Source organism: Arthrobacter sp. 10N418 (genome assembly GCF_056394725.1).
Genome location: NZ_JBFTIK010000006.1, coordinates 123456 through 143150 on the forward strand (window position 1 = coordinate 123456; position 19695 = coordinate 143150).

A 19695-nucleotide genomic window follows, 5' to 3' on the forward strand; every position below is an offset into this window, starting at 1 on the left:
ATCGGCCGGTCCGCGGGCAGTGCCGCCCTGTTGCGGCGAAGAGGCCCTCGATAGACTTAAATTGCGCCAAAGACGACGCGTGAGTTCATCTCGGGAAAGGCAAAGATGATGAGCGGCAGCAGCGAGTTCGACGAGCCCACGGAAGCAACGGGCAACGGAGAGAAGCCGGAAGCCCCCGAACTCCGAGGCCGGTACGTCAAAGGCAACTATGGCAAGGCCGGGACGCAGGCAGGACGCCACTCGGACGACGAGGAAGGCCAGTTCACCGAGGGTGACTATGGTGCCGCCGGCAGCGAAGGCGGCCTGCCCGAACCCTTGGGCACAAAGGCCGAGGAATCCGGGCGCTATGTGCAGGCCGACTATGGCGATGCCGGTGCAACTCCAGGGCGCAGCGCCGAGTCGGAAGTCGGCCAGTACTCCGAGGGCGACTACGGCACCGACGGGACTGTGGCGCCCGTGCGCAAAGCCGGACCGGACAAGGCGTAGCAGTCGGGTCGAGCGCAATTTCGGGATTCCTGCGGAGCGCGTGTGGTGATTCCAGCGGAAGCCTTTCACATTGGCACCATGAGCCTCTAGAGTTACTAACACATGGTCGTTGTATGGCTCAGCATCGGCACACCGCCATGTCACCAGGTGGGGTTGCCGGTTGATTGAGCAAAGGAACAAGGAAAAAATGTCTACGGAGGCCAACTTCTCCAAGGCCCGCTTCTTGACTGTGGCTGAAGTCGCGGAAGTAATGCGGGTGTCAAAGATGACCGTGTACCGGCTCGTGCATTCCGGCGAGATGCCGGCCGTCCGCTTCGGCCGCTCCTACCGGGTGCCGGAGAACGCCGTCGAACAGTATGTCAAGGGTGCCGTTGTCGACGGTCATACGGAGACTGGTTAAGCGCTCATGGCGTCGCCTGCGGTCCGAATCGGCAGCAGCAGGTCCGCCGTAGGGCCTGCGGTCGTGGGGTGCCCCCGAGAGGCGGTACCCTGTTAAGGAACGTTTTACGTCATTGTAAGAACCTGTCAGTTGTTTCAGTCTGCTGCTTAGCCCGCGGACCCCTTCCAACAGGCAGGTACTGCATCTAGCCGGTAAGGAACTTTCGTGGGTTCAGTTATTAAGAAGCGTCGCAAGCGTATGGCCAAGAAGAAGCACCGCAAGCTGCTTCGCAAGACGCGCCACCAGCGCCGCAATAAGAAGTAGAAATACTTCGCACTGCGTGAAATGCCCGTTGCCATCCCGGCAGCGGGCATTTTTGTTGTACGCCCGGCCCGGTTCCGGCCTGGCCCGAAACTGCGCGCCACTTGGATTTTCGCGCCGGTTCCGGACGTGCGCTGACCGGATCCCCGCGGCGAGGGTCCGAAAACGCAGCCGGGGTCCGAATCTGTTGCGAGAAAGCGCCCCGCCTAGGGCATGGGGCCGCGGAAACGGGAGAATCCCCGCCAGAGGCCGTAGATGGCCCCGCCGACCGTGGCGGCCTTGAGCCCCAGCGTGGCGGCGCGCCGTCCGGACCGGAAGTCGTACACTGGCCAGTTGTGTTCGCGGGCGTGCCTGCGCAGTTTGGAGTCCGGGTTGATGGCCACCGGATGCCCCACCATGCTCAGCAGCGGAATGTCGTTGTGCGAGTCGCTGTAGGCCCAGCAACGGTTGAGGTCCAGCCCCTGGGCGGCCGCAATTCCGCGCACGGCTACCGCCTTCGCCGGGCCGTGCAGGATCTCTCCCACGAGCCGACCGGTGTAGGACCCGTCCTGGATCTCGCCCACCGTGCCAAGGGCGCCGGTGAGGCCCAGCCGGGTTGAGATGACCGTGGCGACCTCGATCGGCGTCGCCGTCACGAGCCAGACCTTGCGTCCCACCCGGAGGTGCTGTTCGGCCAGGGCCTTGGCCCCGGGCCAGATCCGGGACTCAATCATTTCGTCGTAGACTTCTTCGCCGAGCGCCTTGATGTCTTCAACCGTGATCCCGGCGCCCAGGGACAGGGCAGAATCACGGACAGCGTGGACATCATCCATGTTTTCGCCGCGCAGGACGAACATGAGCTGTTTCCAGGCAAAGCCGGCAGCCTGGCGAAGGGTGAAGGCCCCGCGCTGGTGCATCTTGCGGGCCACATGGAAAAGGCTGGCGCCCTTCATGAGGGTGTTGTCGACGTCGAAAAAGGCGGCTTCGCCATGCTGCGATGACGCAACCGGCGTGGTGGCCACAGCGACGTACTTCTCCTCGGGCATGCCACGAGTCTAGTCAATGCCCGGCGTCCTCCGGCCTCACAGGCCTCCGATCCGGCTCCGGACGAGCGGCGCGTCGACGCCGGAGCTGTCGCCGGGCTACCGTGGATGCATGGCCAAGCCCGCGTCTTTCCCCGATGTAGTACTCGTCACCAAAGCCAACTGCCACCTCTGCGCCGACGCGCGCGCGGCCGTCGGCCGTGTCACGGCTGCTCTCGGCCTTGACTGGACTGAGCAGTCCATCGACGATGATGCCGCATTGCGTGAGCGCTTCGCGGAGGAGATCCCCGTGGTGCTGGTCAACGGCGTCCAGCGGGATTTCTGGAAGATCGACGAAGAACGCCTGTCGCGGACACTGCGGCGGGCCCTCAGCCAACAGTCCTGATACGCCGGCGTCCCGGCGGCTTGGCTGCTTTGTTGCGTGAAGTGCGGGGGCTCTAGAGTGGGAAGCACAACGCGACGCAATGGAGCAGATAGTGACTTCGCTGGATTCATCCCCCGAGGCTGTGCCCGGGGGAGCAGGGACTGCCGCCAAGCAGATTCCACCCGCGGCCGTGGCCCGGCTGACCATCTACCTGCGCGCCCTGACCACATTGCTGGCCGAAGGCGTGGATCGCGTCTCCTCCGAATCGTTGGCCGAGGCGTCCGGCGTCAGCTCTTCCACGCTCCGCAAAGACCTCTCCTACGTGGGCTCGTACGGAACGCGCGGCGTGGGCTACGAAGTGCAGTACCTCAATCGGCACATCGCCGCGGCCCTGGGCCTGACGCACGACTGGAAGGTCGCCATAGTCGGGGCCGGCAACCTTGGCAAGGCCCTGGCGCGCTACGGCGGATTTGAGTCGCGGGGCTTTGATATCGTGGCGATTTTCGACGCCGACCAGATGGTGGTGGGAAGTGAAGTGGGCTGGTTGCGGGTCAGTGATGCTGCCGACCTCGAGCCCGTCCTGCAGCGGACCGGTGCCAATATGGTGGTCCTTGCGCTGCCCGCTGCGGTGGCGCAAGGCGTCTGCGACCGGGTGATCGCCGCGGGCGTGCGGAGCATCCTCAGTTTCGCCCCGGTGATGCTGCAGGTCCCGCCCGGGGTCAACCTGCGGAAGGTGGACATGGCCACTGAACTGCAGATCCTCGCCTACCACGCACAAAGGGCGCAGGACCCGGAGGATGCTGACTAGCTCCAGTCAGATCGTCCGGCCCCGCGCCCTATGCGCTGTCGCCCTGGGGCTACTTGCCGAAGGGGTTTCCCGGCTGGCCGTACGGGTGCGTGAACGGCTCCGGTTTCCGGAAATATGGCGAGGTTGCGGGCAGGTACAGCAACACGATTCCTGCGATGCCGGCCAGGGCCGCCACAGTTCCGATGCTCAGCGGGAAGATGCTGAACACTGAGAGTGCGGCAAAGACCGTGCCCAGGATCCGCGCCCAGTTCTTGCCCTTCCGGACGTTGATGGCCACAAGGGCGTACAGCCCGGCGCTGACCGCGGCGAACACCACGATGGTGCCGACCAGGAAACCCTTGATGGCGTTGAAGTCGATCTTGGTCCCGCTGGCAGCCATCTGCTGGTCGAACATGTTCCGGACGTCGGGGGTGTCCAACGTGGCCAACCCGATGAGCAGGGAGACCACCCATACGACCCCCGAGGCGACGATCAGCCAGAAGGCGGTGTTGACGAGCTTAGGCATGCCGCCCTGAACCTGCGCCTGGTCGGAGGGGTACTGGGCGTAGGGGGACTGCCCGTATGCGGGCTGCCCGTATTGGGGCGCCTGCTGGCCATATTGCGGGAGCTGCGGAGCGTTCTGCCCGTATTGCGGCTGGGGTGCTTGCTGCCCGTACTGCGGCGCCTGCTGGCCGTATTGCGGGGCGGACGGTGCCTGCCCGTACTGGGGCGCCTGGGGCGGCTGCTGGCCGTATTGCGGGGCGGACGGTGCCTGTCCGTACTGGGGCGCCTGGGGCGGCTGCTGGCCGTACTGCGGGGCGGACGGTGCCTGTCCGTACTGCGGCGCCTGCGGCGGCTGCTGGCCGTACTGCGGGGCCTGGTGGCCGTAGTCCGGCTCCGGCTGTCCGCCCGGCTCGGGGGCGTCCGGAGTCGGAGGCTGGACTGGGGGGTTGCTCATTAGGCGGTCCTTTGCGTATCGGCATCTGAATAGGCCACCGGGACCAGCGATCCTGCCCTGCCCCCAGCATGGTTTGATTCCACCGTACCGCGGCCGTGCCGCCGTGCGAATCATTCCGGAGAGGTATTCTCGGTCCCGGCTCGGAAGACCATGAGATTGCGCAGGGCAAGTGCCCCTGCGGCGGTCACGGTTGGAATTCCGGGGCAACCCGCGGTTGGAATTCCGGGGCGCGAGCGCGTCAAATGCGGCCCCGATGCCCGGCAAACCAGGCCTGGGAGTTGGGCAGCCACATGAGCACGGTAGCTACGAGGCTGATGACGAAGCTCGGCATGCTGCCGCCGCCCCTGCCGGCGACGGCGCTGGCGTTGACGACAGCGAGAACCAAAGAGATGCCGGCAACAATCGTGAGGGCGAAGCGGGCCCACTCCCCGCCTTCCTTCATCTTCATGGCCAGGATGATCTGGGCTGCCGCCAGCGTGAGCGCCACCAGGACCAGCAGGAGCACCAGCAGGCCCACAGCCGGGGCGAAAGCGAAGATGACAAAGGATCCGAACAGGCCTACGACTCCGCCGAGAAGGCCGAGGAGCCCGCCGATGAGCCAGATCCAGTAGGAGACTTTGAGCTCGGTCGGCATGGCGGTGACGCTGAACATACCCGAGAGGCCCCCGTGGGGCATTGCGTCACTGAAGCTCCTGGGGCGGTCCGCCGGCATTCCGAAGCGGACCCCGTCCGCCGGTGCCTGTTGGCCGGGCGGCTGATACCCCGGGGGACCCTGCGGGTTCATCCTGGGCGGCTCGGAACCGGCCGGCGGGACATGGCCTGCCGGCGCGGGACGGGCGCCACCGTACTCCGGCGGGGGTACGTCGCTGGGGTTGGTCATGAGGTTCACTCTAGACCGCGGTGCCCCTGTTCTCTAGGGAATTTGGGCCAGCTGCGGGGCGGGTCGACCGCGGCACCTGCACGCGTCCGGCGAACCCTCAAGCGCTCCGCACGGGCCCCCGAGGGAAAAAGCCAGCGCCCCGCTTCATCACGTGACGAAACGGGGCGCTGGATGCGGACGTCCGGCGTCGGCCGGTCAGTCCTGGGAGGTGCTGACTAGGCTGCCGGAGCGATGAAAGCCAGTTCCAGGTTGATGGCGACCTTGTCGCTGACGAGCACGCCGCCGGCTTCGAGGACTGCGTTCCAGGTCAAGCCGAAGTCCTTGCGGCTGATGGTGGTTTCGGCGGTGAGGCCGGCGCGGGTGTTGCCGAAGGGGTCCACGGCCACGCCGTTGAATTCGGTTTCGAGGGCGACCGGGCGGGTAACGCCCTTGATCGTCAGCTCGCCCTGCAGTTCGTAGGCGTCGCCCTTCGGAACGATGGTGCTGGAGACGAAGGAGATTTCCGGGAAGTTCTCGACGTCGAAGAAGTCCTCGCCGCGGACGTGGCCGTCGCGGTTGACGTCGCCGGAGTCGAAGCTGGCGGTCTTGATGGTGGCGTTGACCTTGGAATCGGCTACGTTCTCGGCCAGGTCCAGGGTCGCCTCGGCGTCCTTGAACTGTCCGCGGACCTTGCTGATGCCTGCGTGGCGGACGGTGAAGCCGATCTCGCTGTGCGAGTTGTCGAGCGTCCAGGTTCCGGTGGTGACGTTGGTGGGAAGTGCCATGGTGGTTCTCCTTGGGTCGGGTGGGTCGTGCCGGTGTTCGTCTGATCGTTAGTTGAAGCATCATTGGTTGAAGTCTCAACTAACCGCTTCACCCAGTATAAACATGCATTTGCATCTTTTATTCCAACTCCGGGGAACATTTCTTGAAACTCTTCAGTTCTACTTCTCGTAGAAGATTTCAAATCGCCCGACATCTTTGCGAAACTGGTACACATGCCCCAAGCCACTGTTCATTTGCTCCGCCACGGCGAGGTCCACAATCCCGACGGCGTCCTGTACGGCAGGCTGCCGGAATTCCACCTCTCCGAGCTCGGCCGGCAGATGGCCCGGGTGCTCGCGGACCACTTCAGTGAGCGCGCCGCGGACGGGGCGAAAATCGTTCACCTCGTGGCTTCGCCGCTGACCCGTGCGCAGGAGACCGCCCGGCCCATCTCTGAGGCACTCAACCTCGACGTTGTTACCGAGGCCCGGATCATTGAGGCCGCCAATTACTTTGAGGGAATGCACGTCACCAAGGCAGAGATCCTCAAGCCGAAGCACTGGCCGATGCTGCGCAACCCGTTCCGCCCCTCCTGGGGAGAGCCCTACCAGGAGCAGGCTGCCCGGGTGATCGCGGCGGTCCAGGATGCGCGCGTGCGCGCCATCGAGCTCGGCGGCGACGGTGCCGAGGCCATCCTGGTCAGCCATCAGCTTCCCATCTGGGCCACCCGGCTCAGCGCCGAGGGCAAGCCGTTGTGGCACGATCCGCGCAAGCGCGAATGCACCCTGACATCGCTGACGTCCTTCGTGTTCGACGACGCCGGCAACCTCCTCCGTGTTGACTACAGTGAGCCCGCCGCCGCCCTCCTGCCCGGTGCCGCCAGCACCCCGGGAGCCTGAGCGTGCGAGGCAGCGACCGGAACGCAACTCCGTCCCGCCGCAGCATTTTGACTGCTGGCGGCGCCGCCCTGGCGGTAGTGCTCGGGCTGTCCGGCTGTGCCCAGGAGGATGCGCTCGCAAAACAGGCGAAGGCCGGGGACAACAAGAACTACGTGGCCGGTGACGGATCCGTGACCGAGTTCGCCGCCGCCGACCGCAAGAGCCCGGTGGCGGTCAAGGGGACCCTGTTCGACGGCACCGCCGTGACGCCGGAGGCCTTCCAGGGCAGAGTCACCGTCCTGAACTTCTGGTTTGCCGCCTGCGCCCCCTGCCGGGTCGAAGCGCCGTCGCTCGAGGCCCTGCACCAGGACTTCAAGAGCCAGGGCGTGCAGTTCTTCGGCGTGAACCTCCGCGACGAGAAGGCAACGGCGGACGCGTTCGAGAAGTCGTTCAACCTGACGTACCCGAGCTTCAACGACAAGGACGGCGCCGTGCTGCTGGCCGTTTCGGGCCTGGTGCCCCCGGGCGCCGTCCCCACCACGCTCGTGCTGGACAAGCAGGGCCGCGTCGCCTCCCGCGTGCTCGGCGAGATCCAGAAAGGGACCCTCAAGTCCCTCATCGACGCCGCCGTGGCCGAGTAGCGGCGGCCTGCGTGAACAGCCCCTTCGCCGAAGCAATCCTGAACGGTTCGCTGCTGCTTGCCGTGCCCGTGGCGCTGCTGGCCGGCTTCGTCTCCTTCCTTTCGCCCTGCGTGCTGCCCCTCGTGCCCGGGTATCTGGGCTACGTCACGGGGCTGACCGGTGTCGACCTGCAGAAACAGAAACGCGGCCGCATGCTGGCCGGCATCGGCCTCTTCGTCCTGGGCTTCTCTGCGGTCTTCGTCCTGCTCGGCGGGGCGTTCGGCCAGCTGGGGACCCTGATCACCGGCTCGCAGAACAAGTGGATCACCCAGCTGCTCGGGATTCTGGTGGTTGTCATGGGGGTCGTCTTCATGGGCGGCTTCGGCTGGCTCCAGCGCGACGCCAAGATCCATGCCAAACCGCCGGCCGGGCTGTGGGGCGCGCCGCTGCTGGGCATCACGTTCGGGCTGGGCTGGGCCCCGTGCATCGGCCCCACCTATTCCGCCGTCCAGCTGCTGAGCCTCTCGGGCGGCTCCTCTGCGGCCAAGGGCGCCTTCCTGGCCTTCGTCTATAGCCTTGGGCTGGGGATCCCGTTCCTTCTGATTGCCCTGGCCGTGCGCCGCGGCGTCGGAGTGATGTCCTTCTTCCGCAAACACCGCCTCGCCATCCAGCGCACCGGCGGCGGCATCCTGATTGTGCTGGGCCTGCTGATGGCCAGCGGTGTGTGGGGGGCCTGGGTTTCCGGGTTGCAGTACTGGTTCCAAACCGATGTGAAATTGCCGATCTGATGAGCGAGCGAGTGAACGTAAAGAAGAAGTCCCCGGCCGACGCCGCAAATCCCGGCGCCGAGCCTGACGCCGCCAACCCCGTTGCCTCAGCCAAGGCCAAGGCCGAGGCCGTCCTGCCGTCGCTCGGCCCGGTGGGCATGCTCCGCTGGGCCTGGACCCAGCTGACCAGCATGCGCACCGCGCTGTTCCTGCTGCTGATGCTGGCGGTCGCAGCCGTTCCGGGATCATTGTTCCCCCAACGCCCCGCCAACCCCTCGATCGTGACGCAGTACATCAAGGACCACCCGGACTACGGCAAACTCCTGGACTCGCTGCAGCTCTACGACGTGTACTCCTCCGCGTGGTTCTCCGCGATCTACATCCTGCTGTTCGTCTCGCTCATCGGCTGCGTGATACCCCGGGCCATCGCGCACTACAAGGCCATGCGCTCGCAGCCGCCGCGCACGCCGGCACGGCTCTCGCGGCTGCCCGAGTACGGGACGCTGGTGATTCCCGCCGACGCCGGGATCCCGGCGTCGGACGCCATCACGGGCGCCGCCGCGGTGCTGAAAAAGCGCGGATACCGGGTGGACATCAGGGACCGCGACGGCGCGCGGCCGTCCCTGGGCGCGGAGCGCGGGTTCCTGCGGGAAGTGGGCAACCTTCTCTTCCACACTGCGCTGATCGGCGTGCTGGTCTCGGTAGCGGCCGGCGGCCTGTTTGGCTACAGCGGCCAGCGGATCCTGGTGGAGGGCGACACTTTCGTGAACACGCTCGTCGGCTACGACCAATTCACCCCGGGCACCAACTTCCAGAGCAGCCAGCTCCAGCCCTACTCGGTCCAGCTGGACAAGTTCGACATCACGTTTGACCGCGAATCAAAAGGCAAGTTCGGCCAGCCCATCGACTTCAAAGCCGATGTGACCACCAAAGAGACCCCGGACGCCCCCGCCAAGAAGGAAGTGCTCAAGGTCAACGATCCGCTCAGCCTGGGCGGCACCAGTGTCTACCTCACCGGCAACGGCTACGCGCCGGTCGTCACCGTCCGCGACGGTGCCGGCAACATCGCCATGCAGGGCCCCGTCGTGGCCAAGCTCCAGGGCCAGAACTACTATTCCTCCGTGGTCATCAAGGTCCCGGACGCCAAGCCCGAGCAGCTTGCCTTTGCCGGGTTTTTCCTGCCCACCGCTTTCGTCACGGACCAGGGCGTGTCTTTCAGTGCTGATCCCGAGCTCATCAACCCCCAGCTGACCTTGAACTCGTACTTCGGCGACCTCGGACTGAACGGTGGCACCGCGCAGAACGTGTTTGAGCTCGATGTGCAGAAACTGACCCCGCTCAACGCCCGCAACCTGCCCACCAAGGGCATTGTCCTGACCCCGGGCGCCAGCTACACGCTGCCCGACGGCAAGGGCTCCATCAGCTTCGACGGCGTGAAGCGGTACGTCGGCGTGGACATCCACCACAACCCGGGCCAGCTCTATGCGCTGATCTTTGCGCTCGTGGCCGTTGCCGGCCTCGTTACGTCCCTGTACGTGAACCGCCGCCGCGTCTGGATCCGGACCGGGACGCATGCCGACGGCCGCACCATGGTGGAATACGGCCTGCTGGCCCGCGGCGAGGACCACCGGCTCGCCGGCGAAGCCGCCGCCCTGCGCTCCCTGCTCGTCAACGCATGGCAGCTCGGCGACGACGACCCCTCCGCCGCAGCTGCCGGCCGGGATTCCCAGTCGGCTCCCAGCGGAACGGTGCATAATGACCGGGCGGATTCTGCCGCGACGGACGCCGGTGCAGGGCAAACGTTCCTGGAACATCCCGAAGCAGACTTCATCCAGTCAACAGCCGGCTCGCACGAGCCAAAGAAGGACCAGTAATGTTCCCCATCAACGAAACCATGGGCCAGTACAGCGAGCTCTTCATGCTGCTGGCCGCCGGCACCTACACAGTGGCCTTCATCGCCTTCGCCTGGGACCTAGCCAAGAGCAGCAAGATGCTGCGCGCCGTGGACCTCAAGGCCGCGGAGCTCTCCGGGGCAGCCGCCGGCGTCCAGGCGGCCAAGGTTCCTGTCGGAGCCGGCGTCGGAGCGGGCGGCGTCGGATCGGACGCGGCCGGGCCCGCCGATCGCGCCGACTCGGACGTCAGCGGCCCTGTGGGCCGCGCCGAGCGGCCGTCCTCACGCACTGCCCAGGAAGGCATCGGCCTGACCGCCGACGGCGGCATGCGCTACGGCAGCGAGCGGCGCGTGCCCGCGCGGGTCGCCGTCGCGCTGACCGTCCTCGGCGCAGCGATCCACGCAGCCGGCGTCATCACGCGAGCTTTCGGCGCAGGCCGGGTGCCGTGGGGGAACATGTACGAATTCCTCACCACCGGCGCGTTCGTGGCCGTGGCCGTCTTCCTGCTTGTGCTGATCCGCCGCGACCTGCGCTTCCTCGGCACGTTCGTGATCGGCCTGGCCATCATCATGCTCGTTGCGGCCTCCATCGCCTTCTGGACGCCCGTCGGGCACCTGGTGCCTGCGCTGCAAAGCTACTGGCTGCTCATCCACGTCTCCATCGCCGTGATGTCCTCCGCGCTGTTCACCCTGACCTTCGCGATGTCAGCGCTGCAGCTCGTGCAGTCGCACCGCCAGAAGACCATAGCGGCAGGCGGCGCCGACAAGCTCGGCTTCATGCGCCTCGTGCCGAACGCCCTGAGCCTGGAGAACCTTTCCTACCGGATCAACGCCATAGCGTTCGTGGGCTGGACCTTCACGCTCATGTTCGGCGCCATCTGGGCCGAGAAGGCCTGGGGCCGGTTCTGGGGCTGGGACACCAAGGAAGTCTGGACCTTCGTGATCTGGGTGGTCTACGCAGGCTACCTGCACGCCCGCGCCACCCGCGGCTGGACCGGAACCCGCGCGGCCTGGCTGTCGATTGTCGGCTACCTGTGCGTCGTCTTCAACTTCACCATCGTCAACCAGTTCTTCAACGGGCTGCACTCCTACTCGGGACTGTAGCCCCGGGACTGTAGGCGCGGGCCCGGGACTGCCGGTGCGGCCTGCGGGCCGGCCCCTAAAAAGGTGCCTACTTGACCTCGTCGGTGCCCTGCGTGCCGGCGTCGCCGGATTCGTGGGCGTCCCCGGAGCTGCCGTGCGGTTCACCGCTGCCGGCGTCGAGCTTGCGCTCCTTGGCGTCGAGTTCGTCCTTGAGCTTCTTGAGCCGCTCGGCTTCGGCCTGCTTGCGGCGCCGGATTTCGAGGTTGCGCAGGAAGTCCGGGTCGTCATCCGGGGCGAGGGGATGGCTATAGCTGGCCGGCGCCGGGCCGGTGCCTCGCGGCCGGCCGATGATGAACCACAACACGGCGCCGATCACCGGCAGGACAATCTGCACCACGATCCACGCCGGCTTCGAAATGCCCTTCGTCAGCTGCGGGTCAGTCCGGATTGCGTCGATCAGTCCGTAGACAAATACGACGAGGACGACGATCGGGACCACCACACGGAGCATACGTTTAGTCTAGCCGTCGGGGGCGCCGACGGCGGTGGCCCCGGGGTCCCGGCGGACGCCCAGGGAGTCGAACCCGGTACGGGAACGCTGGCTGGGTCCGGGCGGCCGCCGGACGGCTAAACTTGGAACGTGGCTTTCCTCAAATACACCCTGATCCGGCTGGCACTCTTCGTGCCGTTGTTCGCGCTGTTCGTCTACCTGCAGCTGGGATGGCTGCTGGCTGTCCTGTGCGCCGGAATGATGTCCTTCGCCATCAGCTTCCTCTTTTTCCAGAAGCAGCGGGACGCGGCCACCGCGACGCTCCACCACCGCTTCTCCGGCAAGGCCAAGCCCCTGCGCAGCGCAGGGGAAGTGGCGGACGCCGACGCCGAGGACCGCCTGGTGGACGCAAACCCGGAGATCACCGTCCGCACGGACAGCCGGCCCGAGGACTCCTAGGACCCTGCGGCACGCGGCCCGGCCAGCAGGCTGAGTGCCGTCAGGCCCGCGTCAGGCCTGCGCCGGACCCTCGTTAGAACCCGTGGCTCAGGACCAGGCCCAGGGAGAACAGGGCGGCGTAGCCGAGGTTGATCAGCCCGGTCTGCTTGAGCACTGGAATCAGGCTCTTGCGCCGCCGCCCGGCGATCATGAGCCAGGACGGCATCAGGCTGGCCGGGATCAGCAGCAGCACGATCAACATCCAGGGCCGTCCCGGGGCCAAAACAATCACCAGCAGGATCGCGACGGCGAGCATCAGCACGTAGCTTTCGCGGGCATGTTTGTCCCCGAGGCGCACGGCCAGGGTCTTCTTGCCGGCCTTCCTGTCGGTGGGGATGTCACGGACGTTGTTGGCCATGAGCAGGGCGCAGGCGATCAGTCCCGTGCCGATGGCGCCAATGATGGCGGCGAGGCTGAGCTGGCCGGCCTGGGTGTACGTGGTCCCGAGCGTGGCCACGAGGCCGAAGAAGACAAAGACGAACACGTCGCCCAGGCCAAGGTAGCCGTACGGATTCTTGCCGCCCGTGTAGCCCCAGGCGGCCGCGACGCAGCCGACGCCCACCAGGATCAGCCACCACGTCTGGGTGATGACCACCAGGCCCAGTCCGAAGAGCATCGCGAGCCCGAACGCACTGAACGCCGCCCACTTGACGTGTGCGGGGGTGGCGGCGCCCGATCCGACGAGCCGGAGCGGCCCCACCCTGTCCTCGTCCGTGCCGCGGATGCCGTCCGAGTAGTCGTTGGCGTAGTTGACTCCGATTTGCAGCAGCAGCGCCACCAGCGCGGCCAGCACGGCGTTGAGGGGACGGAACGCGTCCATCTCGTAGGCAGCCGCGGTGCCGATCAGGACGGGCGCAATCGCGGCCGGCAGGGTGCGCAGTCGGGCGCCTTGGATCCATTGTGCGGCTGTGGCCACGGTCAGTACCTCGTGTTGGTTTGGTGTCGGTTCGTCAAAAGCCGGGTGCGGCTTGTCTATTTTCCCTGATGCAGCGAGTCCAGCAGAACGGTCATGGCCAGCCTGTCCGGTTTTCCGTTGGGCAGCATGAGCAGTCCGGCCGCCGGAAGGACGGTTTTCGGCGCCAGCTGTCCCAGCGCCGGACCCCAGGACGCGTGCCGGCGGGCGGTGAAGGCTTCGATTCCTTCGGGGGAGTTGTCGGCGACCGCGACGTAGGCGGCCAGCGCGTGGCCCCATTCGGCCGAGGGGACGCCGGCCACGAAAGCGGCCAGCACGCCGTCGAGCTTCTCCAGCTCCGCCTGCACGTGAGCGGCGGAGACTTTCACGCCGCCGGTAATGATGACGTCGTCGGCCCGGCCGAGCACGGTGAGCCGGCCCTCAGCGTCCAGATGGCCGAGGTCATTGGTGCGGTACCAGCGGACGCCGTCCTCTTCGAGGAAGGTCTCGGCAGAAAGGTCGGGGGCGCCCAGATATCCGGCGGCGATGGTTGCGCCGCCGAGGAGGATGCGGCCGTCGTCCTGCACGCGGACCAGGACGTCTTCGAGCGGGAAGCCGTCGTAGACGCAGCCGCCGCAGGTCTCCGCCGAGCCGTACGTGCCCACCACCCGCACGCCGGCGTCCCGGGCCGCCTCCAGCAGCTCCGCAGACGCCGGGCCGCCGCCGAGCAGGATGGCGTTGAAGCGCCGCAGCACGGCCAGCGTCTCGGTCGAGGGGGCGTCCAGGAGCCGCTGCAGCTGGGTCGGGACGAGCGAGGTGAAGCGGATCTTGTCCGTGAGCTCGAGCGCGGCGGCGGTGAAGGCCTCCGGAGTGAACCCGCCGGTCAGGTCCATGACCCACGGGCGCGTCCCCGCGAAAAGCGAGCGGACGAGGACCTGGACGCCGGCCACATACTGCACCGGAAGTGCCAGCAGCCACTGGCCTTCGCCCTTGAGCGCAAAGGCGGTCGCCATCGAGGAAGCCGCCAGGGCATCCACGGTGAGGACGGTGGCCTTCGGCGCGCCGGTGGACCCGGAGGTCCGCACCACGACGGCCGCATCCTCAATGCCGGGCGTTTCGGGGAAGGCCAGGACCGGGCCGCCGTCCGGTCCGGCGGAGAGTTCGACGGCGGGTCCCTCGCCGTGGAGGGCAGCAGCGAGCGCCTTGAGCGCAGGTTCGATGTTCACAGCTCCGGATGTCATGGGTTCCGCCTTAGAAGTAGTACGGGAACTTGGACCAGTCGGGATCACGCTTTTCGAGGAAGGCTTCCTTGCCCTCGACGGCCTCGTCCGTCATGTAAGCCAGGCGGGTCGCTTCGCCGGCGAAGACCTGCTGGCCGGCCAGGCCGTCGTCGGCCAGGTTGAAAGCGAACTTGAGCATGCGGATGGCCTGCGGGGACTGCCGGGCGATGTCGGCGGCGTATTCCAGGGCCACGTCCTCGAGGCGTGCGTGGTCCACGGCCTCGTTCACGGCGCCCATGCGGACCATGTCCTCGGCGGAATATTCGCGGGCCAGGAAGAAGATCTCCCGCGCGGACTTCTGGCCGATCTGGCGGGCCAGCAGTGCCGAGCCGTAGCCGGCGTCGAAACTTCCCACGGTGGCGTCCGTCTGCTTGAACTTGCCGTGCTCGCGGGAGGCGATGGTGAGGTCCGAGACCACGTGCAGCGAATGGCCGCCGCCGGCCGCCCAGCCGTTGACGACGGCGATGACCACCTTGGGCATGGTCCGCATGAGCCGCTGGACCTCCAGGATGTGCAGCCGGCCCGCGCGTGCGGGGTCGATGGTCTCCTTCGTCTCACCCTCGGCTGGGTCCTGTACTGCGTACCGGTAGCCGTCGCGGCCGCGGATCCGCTGGTCCCCGCCGGAGCAGAACGAGTGGCCGCCGTCCTTGGGGGAGGGGCCGTTGCCGGTCAGCAGGACCGTGGCGACGTCCGGGGTCATCCGGGCATGGTCCATGGCGCGGTAGAGCTCATCGACGGTGCCTGGCCTGAACGCGTTGCGGACCTCGGGGCGGTTGAACGCGATGCGGACGGCGGGCAGGTCCCGGACCACTTCGCCGTCGGCGGTGCGCTCCACCTGCCGGTGGTAGGTCATGTCCTGGAAGTCGTCGAAACCGGACACGGTGCGCCACCGGGTGGGGTCAAAGACGTCGGATACCTTGGCGGGGATTTCGTTGCTCACAGTCCGAGTCTAGTAATCGGCTCAGCTGATGCAGAACTCGTTGCCCTCCGGGTCGGCCATGGTGTGCCAGGAATGCGGCCCCTGGTTTGCCGTCCAGAGGAACGTTGCGCCGTGGGCTTCCAGGGCCGCGCGCACCTCGTCCTTGTCCGCGCCGGCGAGCCTGACGTCCCAATGGACCCGGTTCTTGGCGGTTTTTTGCTCCGGGACTGTCTGGAAGAGAACGCGGCGGGCGGGCGATTTGGCGTCGAGCTCTTCGGGCGGACGGATCGCGGCGCCGGCACCCCATACGAGTTTGCCGTTGTGCCGCAGGGTGTCCGCCTCCGTCGCGAAGCCCTGCTCGATCATGGAACGGATGAAGCCCTCGTCCTGGGGCTCGACGGCCCAGTCCAGGGTTTCGGCCCACCAGTCTGCGAGCTCGTGCGGGTTGATGCAGTCCACGGCGATCTGGATGTTCAGTGTCATGGAAAGAAAACTACGGCGCCGGGGCCCGCACCGGAAGGGGTTTAGGCCGTGCAAGGCGCCGGAGGCTCCTGCGGGGTCACGGAATCCGCGATCCGCCAGATCGATCCATCCCATGTCATCAGGTAGTCAAGATCCCATTCGGAGCATGTCTGCCCGCCGGGTCCGTGCTGCGCGTCCTGGACGGTCCTTAGCCGGACGGATGCCTTGAGATCGGGTCCGGCAGCGGCCACGTCCTCGACGACCAGTGTTCGCCAGAAAGACGAGCCGAGGCCCTCCCTCCATGTCCCAAGCCCGCCCATCCGGTCCTGCATCTCGGGCGTGAGTATGGCGAAGGCGAGGTCGTATGCACCGCGGTTGATTGACTGGCCGTGAAAGACCAGGCTCTGGGTGATGTTGGCGGCCTGCGGGTGATCGGAATTCACCGTGACGGCTATCTCGCTGGTGGCTGCCGGTGCCGGCAGGCCACAGCTGGTCGCGGGCAGCGGAGTGGTGCGGTTCTTCCAGCTCTCGACGGCGAGGACAGCCTTGCGGGCGTCGACAGCGAAGGCCGTGCCCTCGGCACTGTAGTTGCCTTCGCTGCCGGCGCCGAAAACCCAGGCCCGTTTGGAGCTCACGATCCCCGCCACCTTGCCGTCCATGGTCAGCAGCGGGCCTCCGCTGTTTCCCGGATTGATGGCGGCGTCGGTCTGGATCAGGTTGCTGACCGTTCTTGTGCCGATTGTCTGCTCCCGGTTCAGCCCGCTGACACGTCCTGCGGTGAATGTGAGGTCGGCATCGAGTGGAAAGCCCAGCGCTGCGACGTCTTCCCCCAGTGCCGGCGGAGCGCTGACGAAGTCGAAGATATGGCCGCGGACCAGATGGGCGGTGCGCAGAAGAGCAAGGTCGGCCGTCTCATCAATACCGAGCACCTGCGCGCTCGAGATCTCCGTGCCGAGGCTGATGCTGATGGCTGCCTGGTCCTTCACGACGTGCGCGGCGGTGACGATAAGGTCGTCGGCGATGAGGAAGCCGGTACCGACGCCGCCGGCATCGCACAGCGTGACGTTGATTTTTGCCACTCCGGAGCTGACATTCGCGACGGTGCCGGCCCACCCGCCCTGCTGGCGGCTGGCGGTGGGCGCTGGTGCCGTGGCGGACGCCTCGCTGGTGCGCGGCGGGGGCGTCAGGACTGCAGACGTGGCCGTCGGGGTGTTGGGTGCCGCCGGTGCGGCCGGTGCCGCAGCGGGAGGGGACACGCAGCCGGTCAGCGCGAGAAGCGTCGACATCGCCGTAGCGGCCGGTAGTGCGAACATTCGATGGGCGTGGGCTTTCATGGCAGTCATCCCCAATACAAGGTTGCCGCTCCAGCCCACCCAAGCTATCGCGAAGTGCCCTCAAGATAGCGCATACGCCGGCGAAGAACTAGAGGGGATCCGCGTGGAATGCCGCCGAGGATCTGCCCCACTCGGTGCGAATCCCTACCCCGCTCGGTGCTGCGGCTAGCCGTGGACCTGCTGCAGCTGCTCCAGGATCTCCGGCGGGATGGCGTAGATGAAGACGACGGCCATGAGGTTTTTCGTGGCGTGCACGAAGTACGAGAACATCACGTTCTTCCCGGTCCACACATACACGAATACGAGCACGGCGCCCATCGCCAGATACGGCATCAGCACCTGCAGGGTCAGTTGCTCCTGGCCGACAACGTGCAGGGCCGCGAAGAGCACGACGGACACTGCGCAGCAGACCCACAGGTTGACGCGCCGGCTGAGTTTGCCGATCAGCAGGTGGCGGAACATGTACTCCTCCACGAAGGGCCCCACGACCACCAGCAGGGGCACCATGAGCCACGCCGGGACTTGCTGCATGAGCGCCTGGAGGCCTGCCTGGTTGGCGGACGTCTGCACCGGCCCGCTGAGCGTTACCAGCGCCGCGGTGAGGATGAGCATCGCCACGACCGCCAGCGGAACCATGAACACGGTGAACCAGGGCCGGGTGGCCAGGACCCGGAGGTCGCGGCGGGCAATGCGGCGCGCGGCGGCCAGGGCCAGCAGGCCGATTGTTCCGTAGAAAATCAGGTTCACGGCGTAGGACGCCACGGCGGGATTCGGCGACAACTGCAGCAGCAGCGGCGCGAGCAGGTCGCCCGCCACGGCAAAAAATCCGGCGACAGCCACATAGAGTCCGGCAGTGGCGAAATCGAGCCCCGAGAACCGGTAAAGCTCCGGCTGCGGCGCGGGTGGTGTACGGAGAGCTGTGCCCATGCCACCAGCCTAGCGCCGGAGCAGGGGAGCGGCAGGACGGGCGGGTGGAGCGCCCGGGTCGGGGCCGGATGTTGTCCGCGTCACGGCGCCGCCGCGAAAGCTAGTACGATGGACGTGCCGCGCGAGGCTTCGACCCTTTGTGAGGTTCGGTACACATTGTTGCCCTTTCCGGGCCTCAACCCGAATTTCGTGTACCCGGATCCACGGTCCAGTCCCGGCCATACCCCGACCTGCAAGGAATAGTTGTGCCACAAAGTACTGCCACCGAACTTAAGAGCGCGCCGGCGCAATCCGCCGTCGTCGACTCCACTCTCAGCGCCGAGGGTTACAAAAAGACCCTGAGCGGCCGCCACGTGACCATGATTTCCATGGGCGGCGCCATCGGCGTCGGGCTCTTCATGGGTGCCGGCGGCCGGCTGGCCTCCACCGGCCCGGCACTGATCTTCTCCTACGCCGTCGCCGGGGTCATTGCCTACCTGCTGATGCGGGCACTGGGCGAGCTCATCATGTACCGGCAGACCTCGGGCTCCTTCGTCAGCTACGCGGGGGAAATGTTCGGCAAGAAGGGGGCCTTCATCTCCGGCTGGATGTACTTCATCAACTGGGGCATGACCGGGATCGCGGAACTGATCGCGATTGGCCTGTACTTCCAGTTCTTCTTCCCCAACGTGCCGGTCGAAGCGTCCGCCATCGCGGCGCTGGCGCTGCTCGTCGCCGTGAACCTGCTCAGCGTCAAGGCCTTCGGCGAGTTTGAATTCTGGGCCTCCTGCCTCAAGGTCGGGGCCATCCTGATCTTCCTGGCCGTCGGCACCTTCATGGTGGTCACCAACGCCAAGGTGGGCACCGGCCACGCTTCCGCGGCCAACCTCTTTGCCAGCGACGGCGGGATGTTCCCGAAGGGGGCGCTCGTCATGGTCCTCGTCCTGAACGCCGTCATCTTCGCCTACAACGGCATCGAACTCGTGGGCATCACGGCCGGTGAGATGCAGAGCCCCAAGCGTGAAGTCCCCAAGGCGATCCGCGCCGTCGTGCTCCGCATCGTGGTCTTCTACGTCGGCTCCGTCCTCCTCCTGGCCATGCTGCTGCCGTCCGACCAGTACAAGGCCGGCACCTCGCCGTTCGTCACCGTGTTCGGCCAGATGGGCCTGGGCTGGGTGGGCGATGTCATGAACATGATCGTCATCACCGCGGCGCTGTCCTCGTGCAACTCGGGCCTCTACTCGATCGGGCGCGTGTTCCGCACCATGGCCAACAACGGGCACGCCCCGCAGTGGCTCACCAAAATGTCCTCCCGCCACGTGCCCTACGCCGCGATCCTCGCCATCGCCGCGTTCTACCTCGTCGGCATCCTGCTGAACATCTGGCTCGGCGGCTCGCACGCCTTCGACCTCGCGCTGAACACCGCCTCCATTGGCGTCATCTTCACGTGGGGCGCCATCTTCGCCAGCCAGATCGCGCTGCGCCACCAGAAGGGCCGCGTCTCCGAGCTCCCCATGCCGGGTTCGCCCTGGACCAGCTGGGCCGGACTGGTCGCGCTGCTGGCGATCACCGTGCTGATCGGCTTCGACACGATGACCGACAAAGCAACCGGCGAGGTCTTCCAGCTGGGTCTGTGGACCCTGGCCACGGTCCCGTTCTTCGCCCTCGTGCTGTGGCTCGGCTGGCAGAAGGTCAAGAACAACGGGCCCAAGAACGAGCTCTTCAGCTAGGAAC

Annotated in this window: 23 protein-coding genes; 12 read left to right on the top strand and 11 right to left on the bottom strand. The window is 66.6% G+C overall.

Annotation, left to right across the window (positions count from 1 at the left end):
- Window positions 1-108: 108 nt before the first annotated feature.
- From AC1DCZ_RS06710 to AC1DCZ_RS06720, 3 genes are all read left to right on the top strand, one after another.
- A complete protein-coding gene (locus AC1DCZ_RS06710; RefSeq protein ID WP_476973893.1) occupies window positions 109-486 on the top strand; it encodes a hypothetical protein in 378 nt (125 codons plus the stop codon).
- A 187-nt stretch (window positions 487-673) separates the two neighbouring features.
- Window positions 674-886 carry a helix-turn-helix domain-containing protein gene (locus AC1DCZ_RS06715; RefSeq protein WP_476893761.1) on the top strand — a complete coding sequence of 71 codons (213 nt, stop codon included), beginning with the start codon at window positions 674-676 and terminating at the stop codon, window positions 884-886.
- A 204-nt stretch (window positions 887-1090) separates the two neighbouring features.
- Window positions 1091-1189 carry a 30S ribosomal protein bS22 gene (locus AC1DCZ_RS06720; protein WP_003792170.1) on the top strand — a complete coding sequence of 33 codons (99 nt, stop codon included), beginning with the start codon at window positions 1091-1093 and terminating at the stop codon, window positions 1187-1189.
- A 203-nt stretch (window positions 1190-1392) separates the two neighbouring features.
- Here the strand turns inward: AC1DCZ_RS06720 and AC1DCZ_RS06725 are convergent, their stop codons facing one another.
- On the bottom strand, window positions 1393-2211 hold the full coding sequence (locus tag AC1DCZ_RS06725; protein WP_476893762.1) for an HAD family hydrolase: 819 nt from the start codon (window positions 2209-2211) through the stop codon (window positions 1393-1395).
- 109 nt (window positions 2212-2320) lie between these two features.
- On the opposite strand from AC1DCZ_RS06725, the gene AC1DCZ_RS06730 reads away from it, so the two are divergent.
- Complete coding sequence (locus AC1DCZ_RS06730; protein WP_476973894.1) at window positions 2321-2593, top strand: glutaredoxin family protein; 273 nt, start codon at window positions 2321-2323, stop codon at window positions 2591-2593.
- Between the two features lie 91 nt (window positions 2594-2684).
- Window positions 2685-3380, top strand: a complete 696-nt coding sequence (locus AC1DCZ_RS06735) for a redox-sensing transcriptional repressor Rex (RefSeq protein ID WP_476893764.1) — start codon at window positions 2685-2687, stop codon at window positions 3378-3380.
- 49 nt (window positions 3381-3429) lie between these two features.
- Here the strand turns inward: AC1DCZ_RS06735 and AC1DCZ_RS06740 are convergent, their stop codons facing one another.
- From AC1DCZ_RS06740 to AC1DCZ_RS06750, 3 genes are all read right to left on the bottom strand, one after another.
- Window positions 3430-4317, bottom strand: coding sequence for a hypothetical protein (locus AC1DCZ_RS06740; RefSeq protein ID WP_476973895.1), 888 nt, complete (start codon window positions 4315-4317; stop codon window positions 3430-3432).
- A gap of 238 nt (window positions 4318-4555) precedes the next feature.
- Window positions 4556-5197, bottom strand: a complete 642-nt coding sequence (locus AC1DCZ_RS06745) for a hypothetical protein (protein ID WP_476973896.1) — start codon at window positions 5195-5197, stop codon at window positions 4556-4558.
- Window positions 5198-5412: 215 nt separating this feature from the next.
- Window positions 5413-5961 carry a YceI family protein gene (locus AC1DCZ_RS06750; RefSeq protein WP_476893767.1) on the bottom strand — a complete coding sequence of 183 codons (549 nt, stop codon included), beginning with the start codon at window positions 5959-5961 and terminating at the stop codon, window positions 5413-5415.
- Window positions 5962-6174: 213 nt separating this feature from the next.
- Here AC1DCZ_RS06750 and AC1DCZ_RS06755 point away from each other — a divergent pair, with 213 nt between their 5' ends.
- From AC1DCZ_RS06755 to ccsB, 5 genes are read left to right on the top strand one after another with little or no spacing between them, the layout of a single operon-like run.
- Complete coding sequence (locus tag AC1DCZ_RS06755; RefSeq protein WP_476973897.1) at window positions 6175-6840, top strand: histidine phosphatase family protein; 666 nt, start codon at window positions 6175-6177, stop codon at window positions 6838-6840.
- Window positions 6841-6842: 2 nt separating this feature from the next.
- Entirely contained in the window at window positions 6843-7460 is a 618-nt protein-coding gene (locus tag AC1DCZ_RS06760) for a TlpA family protein disulfide reductase (protein WP_476973898.1), read from the top strand.
- 11 nt (window positions 7461-7471) lie between these two features.
- Window positions 7472-8227 carry a cytochrome c biogenesis CcdA family protein gene (locus tag AC1DCZ_RS06765; protein WP_476893770.1) on the top strand — a complete coding sequence of 252 codons (756 nt, stop codon included), beginning with the start codon at window positions 7472-7474 and terminating at the stop codon, window positions 8225-8227.
- The gene (gene resB / locus AC1DCZ_RS06770; RefSeq protein ID WP_476973899.1) at window positions 8227-10080 is read left to right on the top strand and encodes a cytochrome c biogenesis protein ResB; all 1854 of its coding nucleotides are present in this window, start codon (window positions 8227-8229) and stop codon (window positions 10078-10080) included. The genes AC1DCZ_RS06765 and resB overlap by 1 nt, the downstream gene beginning before the upstream one ends.
- The gene (gene ccsB, locus AC1DCZ_RS06775) at window positions 10080-11201 is read left to right on the top strand and encodes a c-type cytochrome biogenesis protein CcsB (RefSeq protein WP_476973900.1); all 1122 of its coding nucleotides are present in this window, start codon (window positions 10080-10082) and stop codon (window positions 11199-11201) included. Before resB ends, ccsB begins: the two co-directional genes overlap by 1 nt.
- Before the next feature lie 67 nt (window positions 11202-11268).
- On the opposite strand, the gene AC1DCZ_RS06780 is transcribed toward ccsB, so the two are convergent.
- Window positions 11269-11691 carry a PLD nuclease N-terminal domain-containing protein gene (locus AC1DCZ_RS06780; RefSeq protein ID WP_476973901.1) on the bottom strand — a complete coding sequence of 141 codons (423 nt, stop codon included), beginning with the start codon at window positions 11689-11691 and terminating at the stop codon, window positions 11269-11271.
- A 129-nt stretch (window positions 11692-11820) separates the two neighbouring features.
- On the opposite strand from AC1DCZ_RS06780, the gene AC1DCZ_RS06785 reads away from it, so the two are divergent.
- Window positions 11821-12129: a DUF4229 domain-containing protein gene (locus AC1DCZ_RS06785; RefSeq protein WP_476973902.1), complete on the top strand. Its 309-nt coding sequence runs from the start codon at window positions 11821-11823 to the stop codon at window positions 12127-12129.
- Window positions 12130-12202: 73 nt separating this feature from the next.
- Here AC1DCZ_RS06785 and AC1DCZ_RS06790 read toward each other — a convergent pair whose 3' ends face one another.
- From AC1DCZ_RS06790 to AC1DCZ_RS06815, 6 genes are all read right to left on the bottom strand, one after another.
- A complete protein-coding gene (locus AC1DCZ_RS06790) occupies window positions 12203-13084 on the bottom strand; it encodes a 1,4-dihydroxy-2-naphthoate polyprenyltransferase (protein WP_476973903.1) in 882 nt (293 codons plus the stop codon).
- Between the two features lie 56 nt (window positions 13085-13140).
- Window positions 13141-14301 carry an AMP-binding protein gene (locus AC1DCZ_RS06795; RefSeq protein WP_476973904.1) on the bottom strand — a complete coding sequence of 387 codons (1161 nt, stop codon included), beginning with the start codon at window positions 14299-14301 and terminating at the stop codon, window positions 13141-13143.
- Between the two features lie 10 nt (window positions 14302-14311).
- On the bottom strand, window positions 14312-15280 hold the full coding sequence (locus AC1DCZ_RS06800; RefSeq protein ID WP_476973905.1) for a 1,4-dihydroxy-2-naphthoyl-CoA synthase: 969 nt from the start codon (window positions 15278-15280) through the stop codon (window positions 14312-14314).
- Between the two features lie 21 nt (window positions 15281-15301).
- Window positions 15302-15742, bottom strand: coding sequence for a VOC family protein (locus AC1DCZ_RS06805; protein ID WP_476973906.1), 441 nt, complete (start codon window positions 15740-15742; stop codon window positions 15302-15304).
- A gap of 41 nt (window positions 15743-15783) precedes the next feature.
- Complete coding sequence (locus AC1DCZ_RS06810; protein WP_476973907.1) at window positions 15784-17064, bottom strand: S1C family serine protease; 1281 nt, start codon at window positions 17062-17064, stop codon at window positions 15784-15786.
- A gap of 156 nt (window positions 17065-17220) precedes the next feature.
- Window positions 17221-17982 carry a lysostaphin resistance A-like protein gene (locus AC1DCZ_RS06815; protein ID WP_476973908.1) on the bottom strand — a complete coding sequence of 254 codons (762 nt, stop codon included), beginning with the start codon at window positions 17980-17982 and terminating at the stop codon, window positions 17221-17223.
- Window positions 17983-18227: 245 nt separating this feature from the next.
- Here AC1DCZ_RS06815 and AC1DCZ_RS06820 point away from each other — a divergent pair, with 245 nt between their 5' ends.
- On the top strand, window positions 18228-19691 hold the full coding sequence (locus tag AC1DCZ_RS06820; protein ID WP_476893781.1) for an amino acid permease: 1464 nt from the start codon (window positions 18228-18230) through the stop codon (window positions 19689-19691).
- Window positions 19692-19695 lie beyond the last annotated feature (4 nt).

Excerpts from the sequence above, each read along its gene's own strand:
- AC1DCZ_RS06815 (WP_476973908.1), bottom strand. The coding sequence starts at position 17,982 with ATGGGCACAGCTCTCCGTACACCACCCGCGCCGCAGCCGGAGCTTTAC.
- AC1DCZ_RS06730 (WP_476973894.1), top strand. The coding sequence starts at position 2,321 with ATGGCCAAGCCCGCGTCTTTCCCCGATGTAGTACTCGTCACCAAAGCC.
- AC1DCZ_RS06750 (WP_476893767.1), bottom strand. The coding sequence starts at position 5,961 with ATGGCACTTCCCACCAACGTCACCACCGGAACCTGGACGCTCGACAAC.
- AC1DCZ_RS06805 (WP_476973906.1), bottom strand. The coding sequence starts at position 15,742 with ATGACACTGAACATCCAGATCGCCGTGGACTGCATCAACCCGCACGAG.
- AC1DCZ_RS06755 (WP_476973897.1), top strand. The coding sequence starts at position 6,175 with ATGCCCCAAGCCACTGTTCATTTGCTCCGCCACGGCGAGGTCCACAAT.
- ccsB (WP_476973900.1), top strand. The coding sequence starts at position 10,080 with ATGTTCCCCATCAACGAAACCATGGGCCAGTACAGCGAGCTCTTCATG.
- AC1DCZ_RS06710 (WP_476973893.1), top strand. The coding sequence starts at position 109 with ATGAGCGGCAGCAGCGAGTTCGACGAGCCCACGGAAGCAACGGGCAAC.
- AC1DCZ_RS06780 (WP_476973901.1), bottom strand. The coding sequence starts at position 11,691 with ATGCTCCGTGTGGTGGTCCCGATCGTCGTCCTCGTCGTATTTGTCTAC.
- AC1DCZ_RS06715 (WP_476893761.1), top strand. The coding sequence starts at position 674 with ATGTCTACGGAGGCCAACTTCTCCAAGGCCCGCTTCTTGACTGTGGCT.
- AC1DCZ_RS06795 (WP_476973904.1), bottom strand. The coding sequence starts at position 14,301 with ATGACATCCGGAGCTGTGAACATCGAACCTGCGCTCAAGGCGCTCGCT.
- AC1DCZ_RS06740 (WP_476973895.1), bottom strand. The coding sequence starts at position 4,317 with ATGAGCAACCCCCCAGTCCAGCCTCCGACTCCGGACGCCCCCGAGCCG.
- AC1DCZ_RS06745 (WP_476973896.1), bottom strand. The coding sequence starts at position 5,197 with ATGACCAACCCCAGCGACGTACCCCCGCCGGAGTACGGTGGCGCCCGT.
- AC1DCZ_RS06810 (WP_476973907.1), bottom strand. The coding sequence starts at position 17,064 with ATGACTGCCATGAAAGCCCACGCCCATCGAATGTTCGCACTACCGGCC.
- resB (WP_476973899.1), top strand. The coding sequence starts at position 8,227 with ATGAGCGAGCGAGTGAACGTAAAGAAGAAGTCCCCGGCCGACGCCGCA.
- AC1DCZ_RS06725 (WP_476893762.1), bottom strand. The coding sequence starts at position 2,211 with ATGCCCGAGGAGAAGTACGTCGCTGTGGCCACCACGCCGGTTGCGTCA.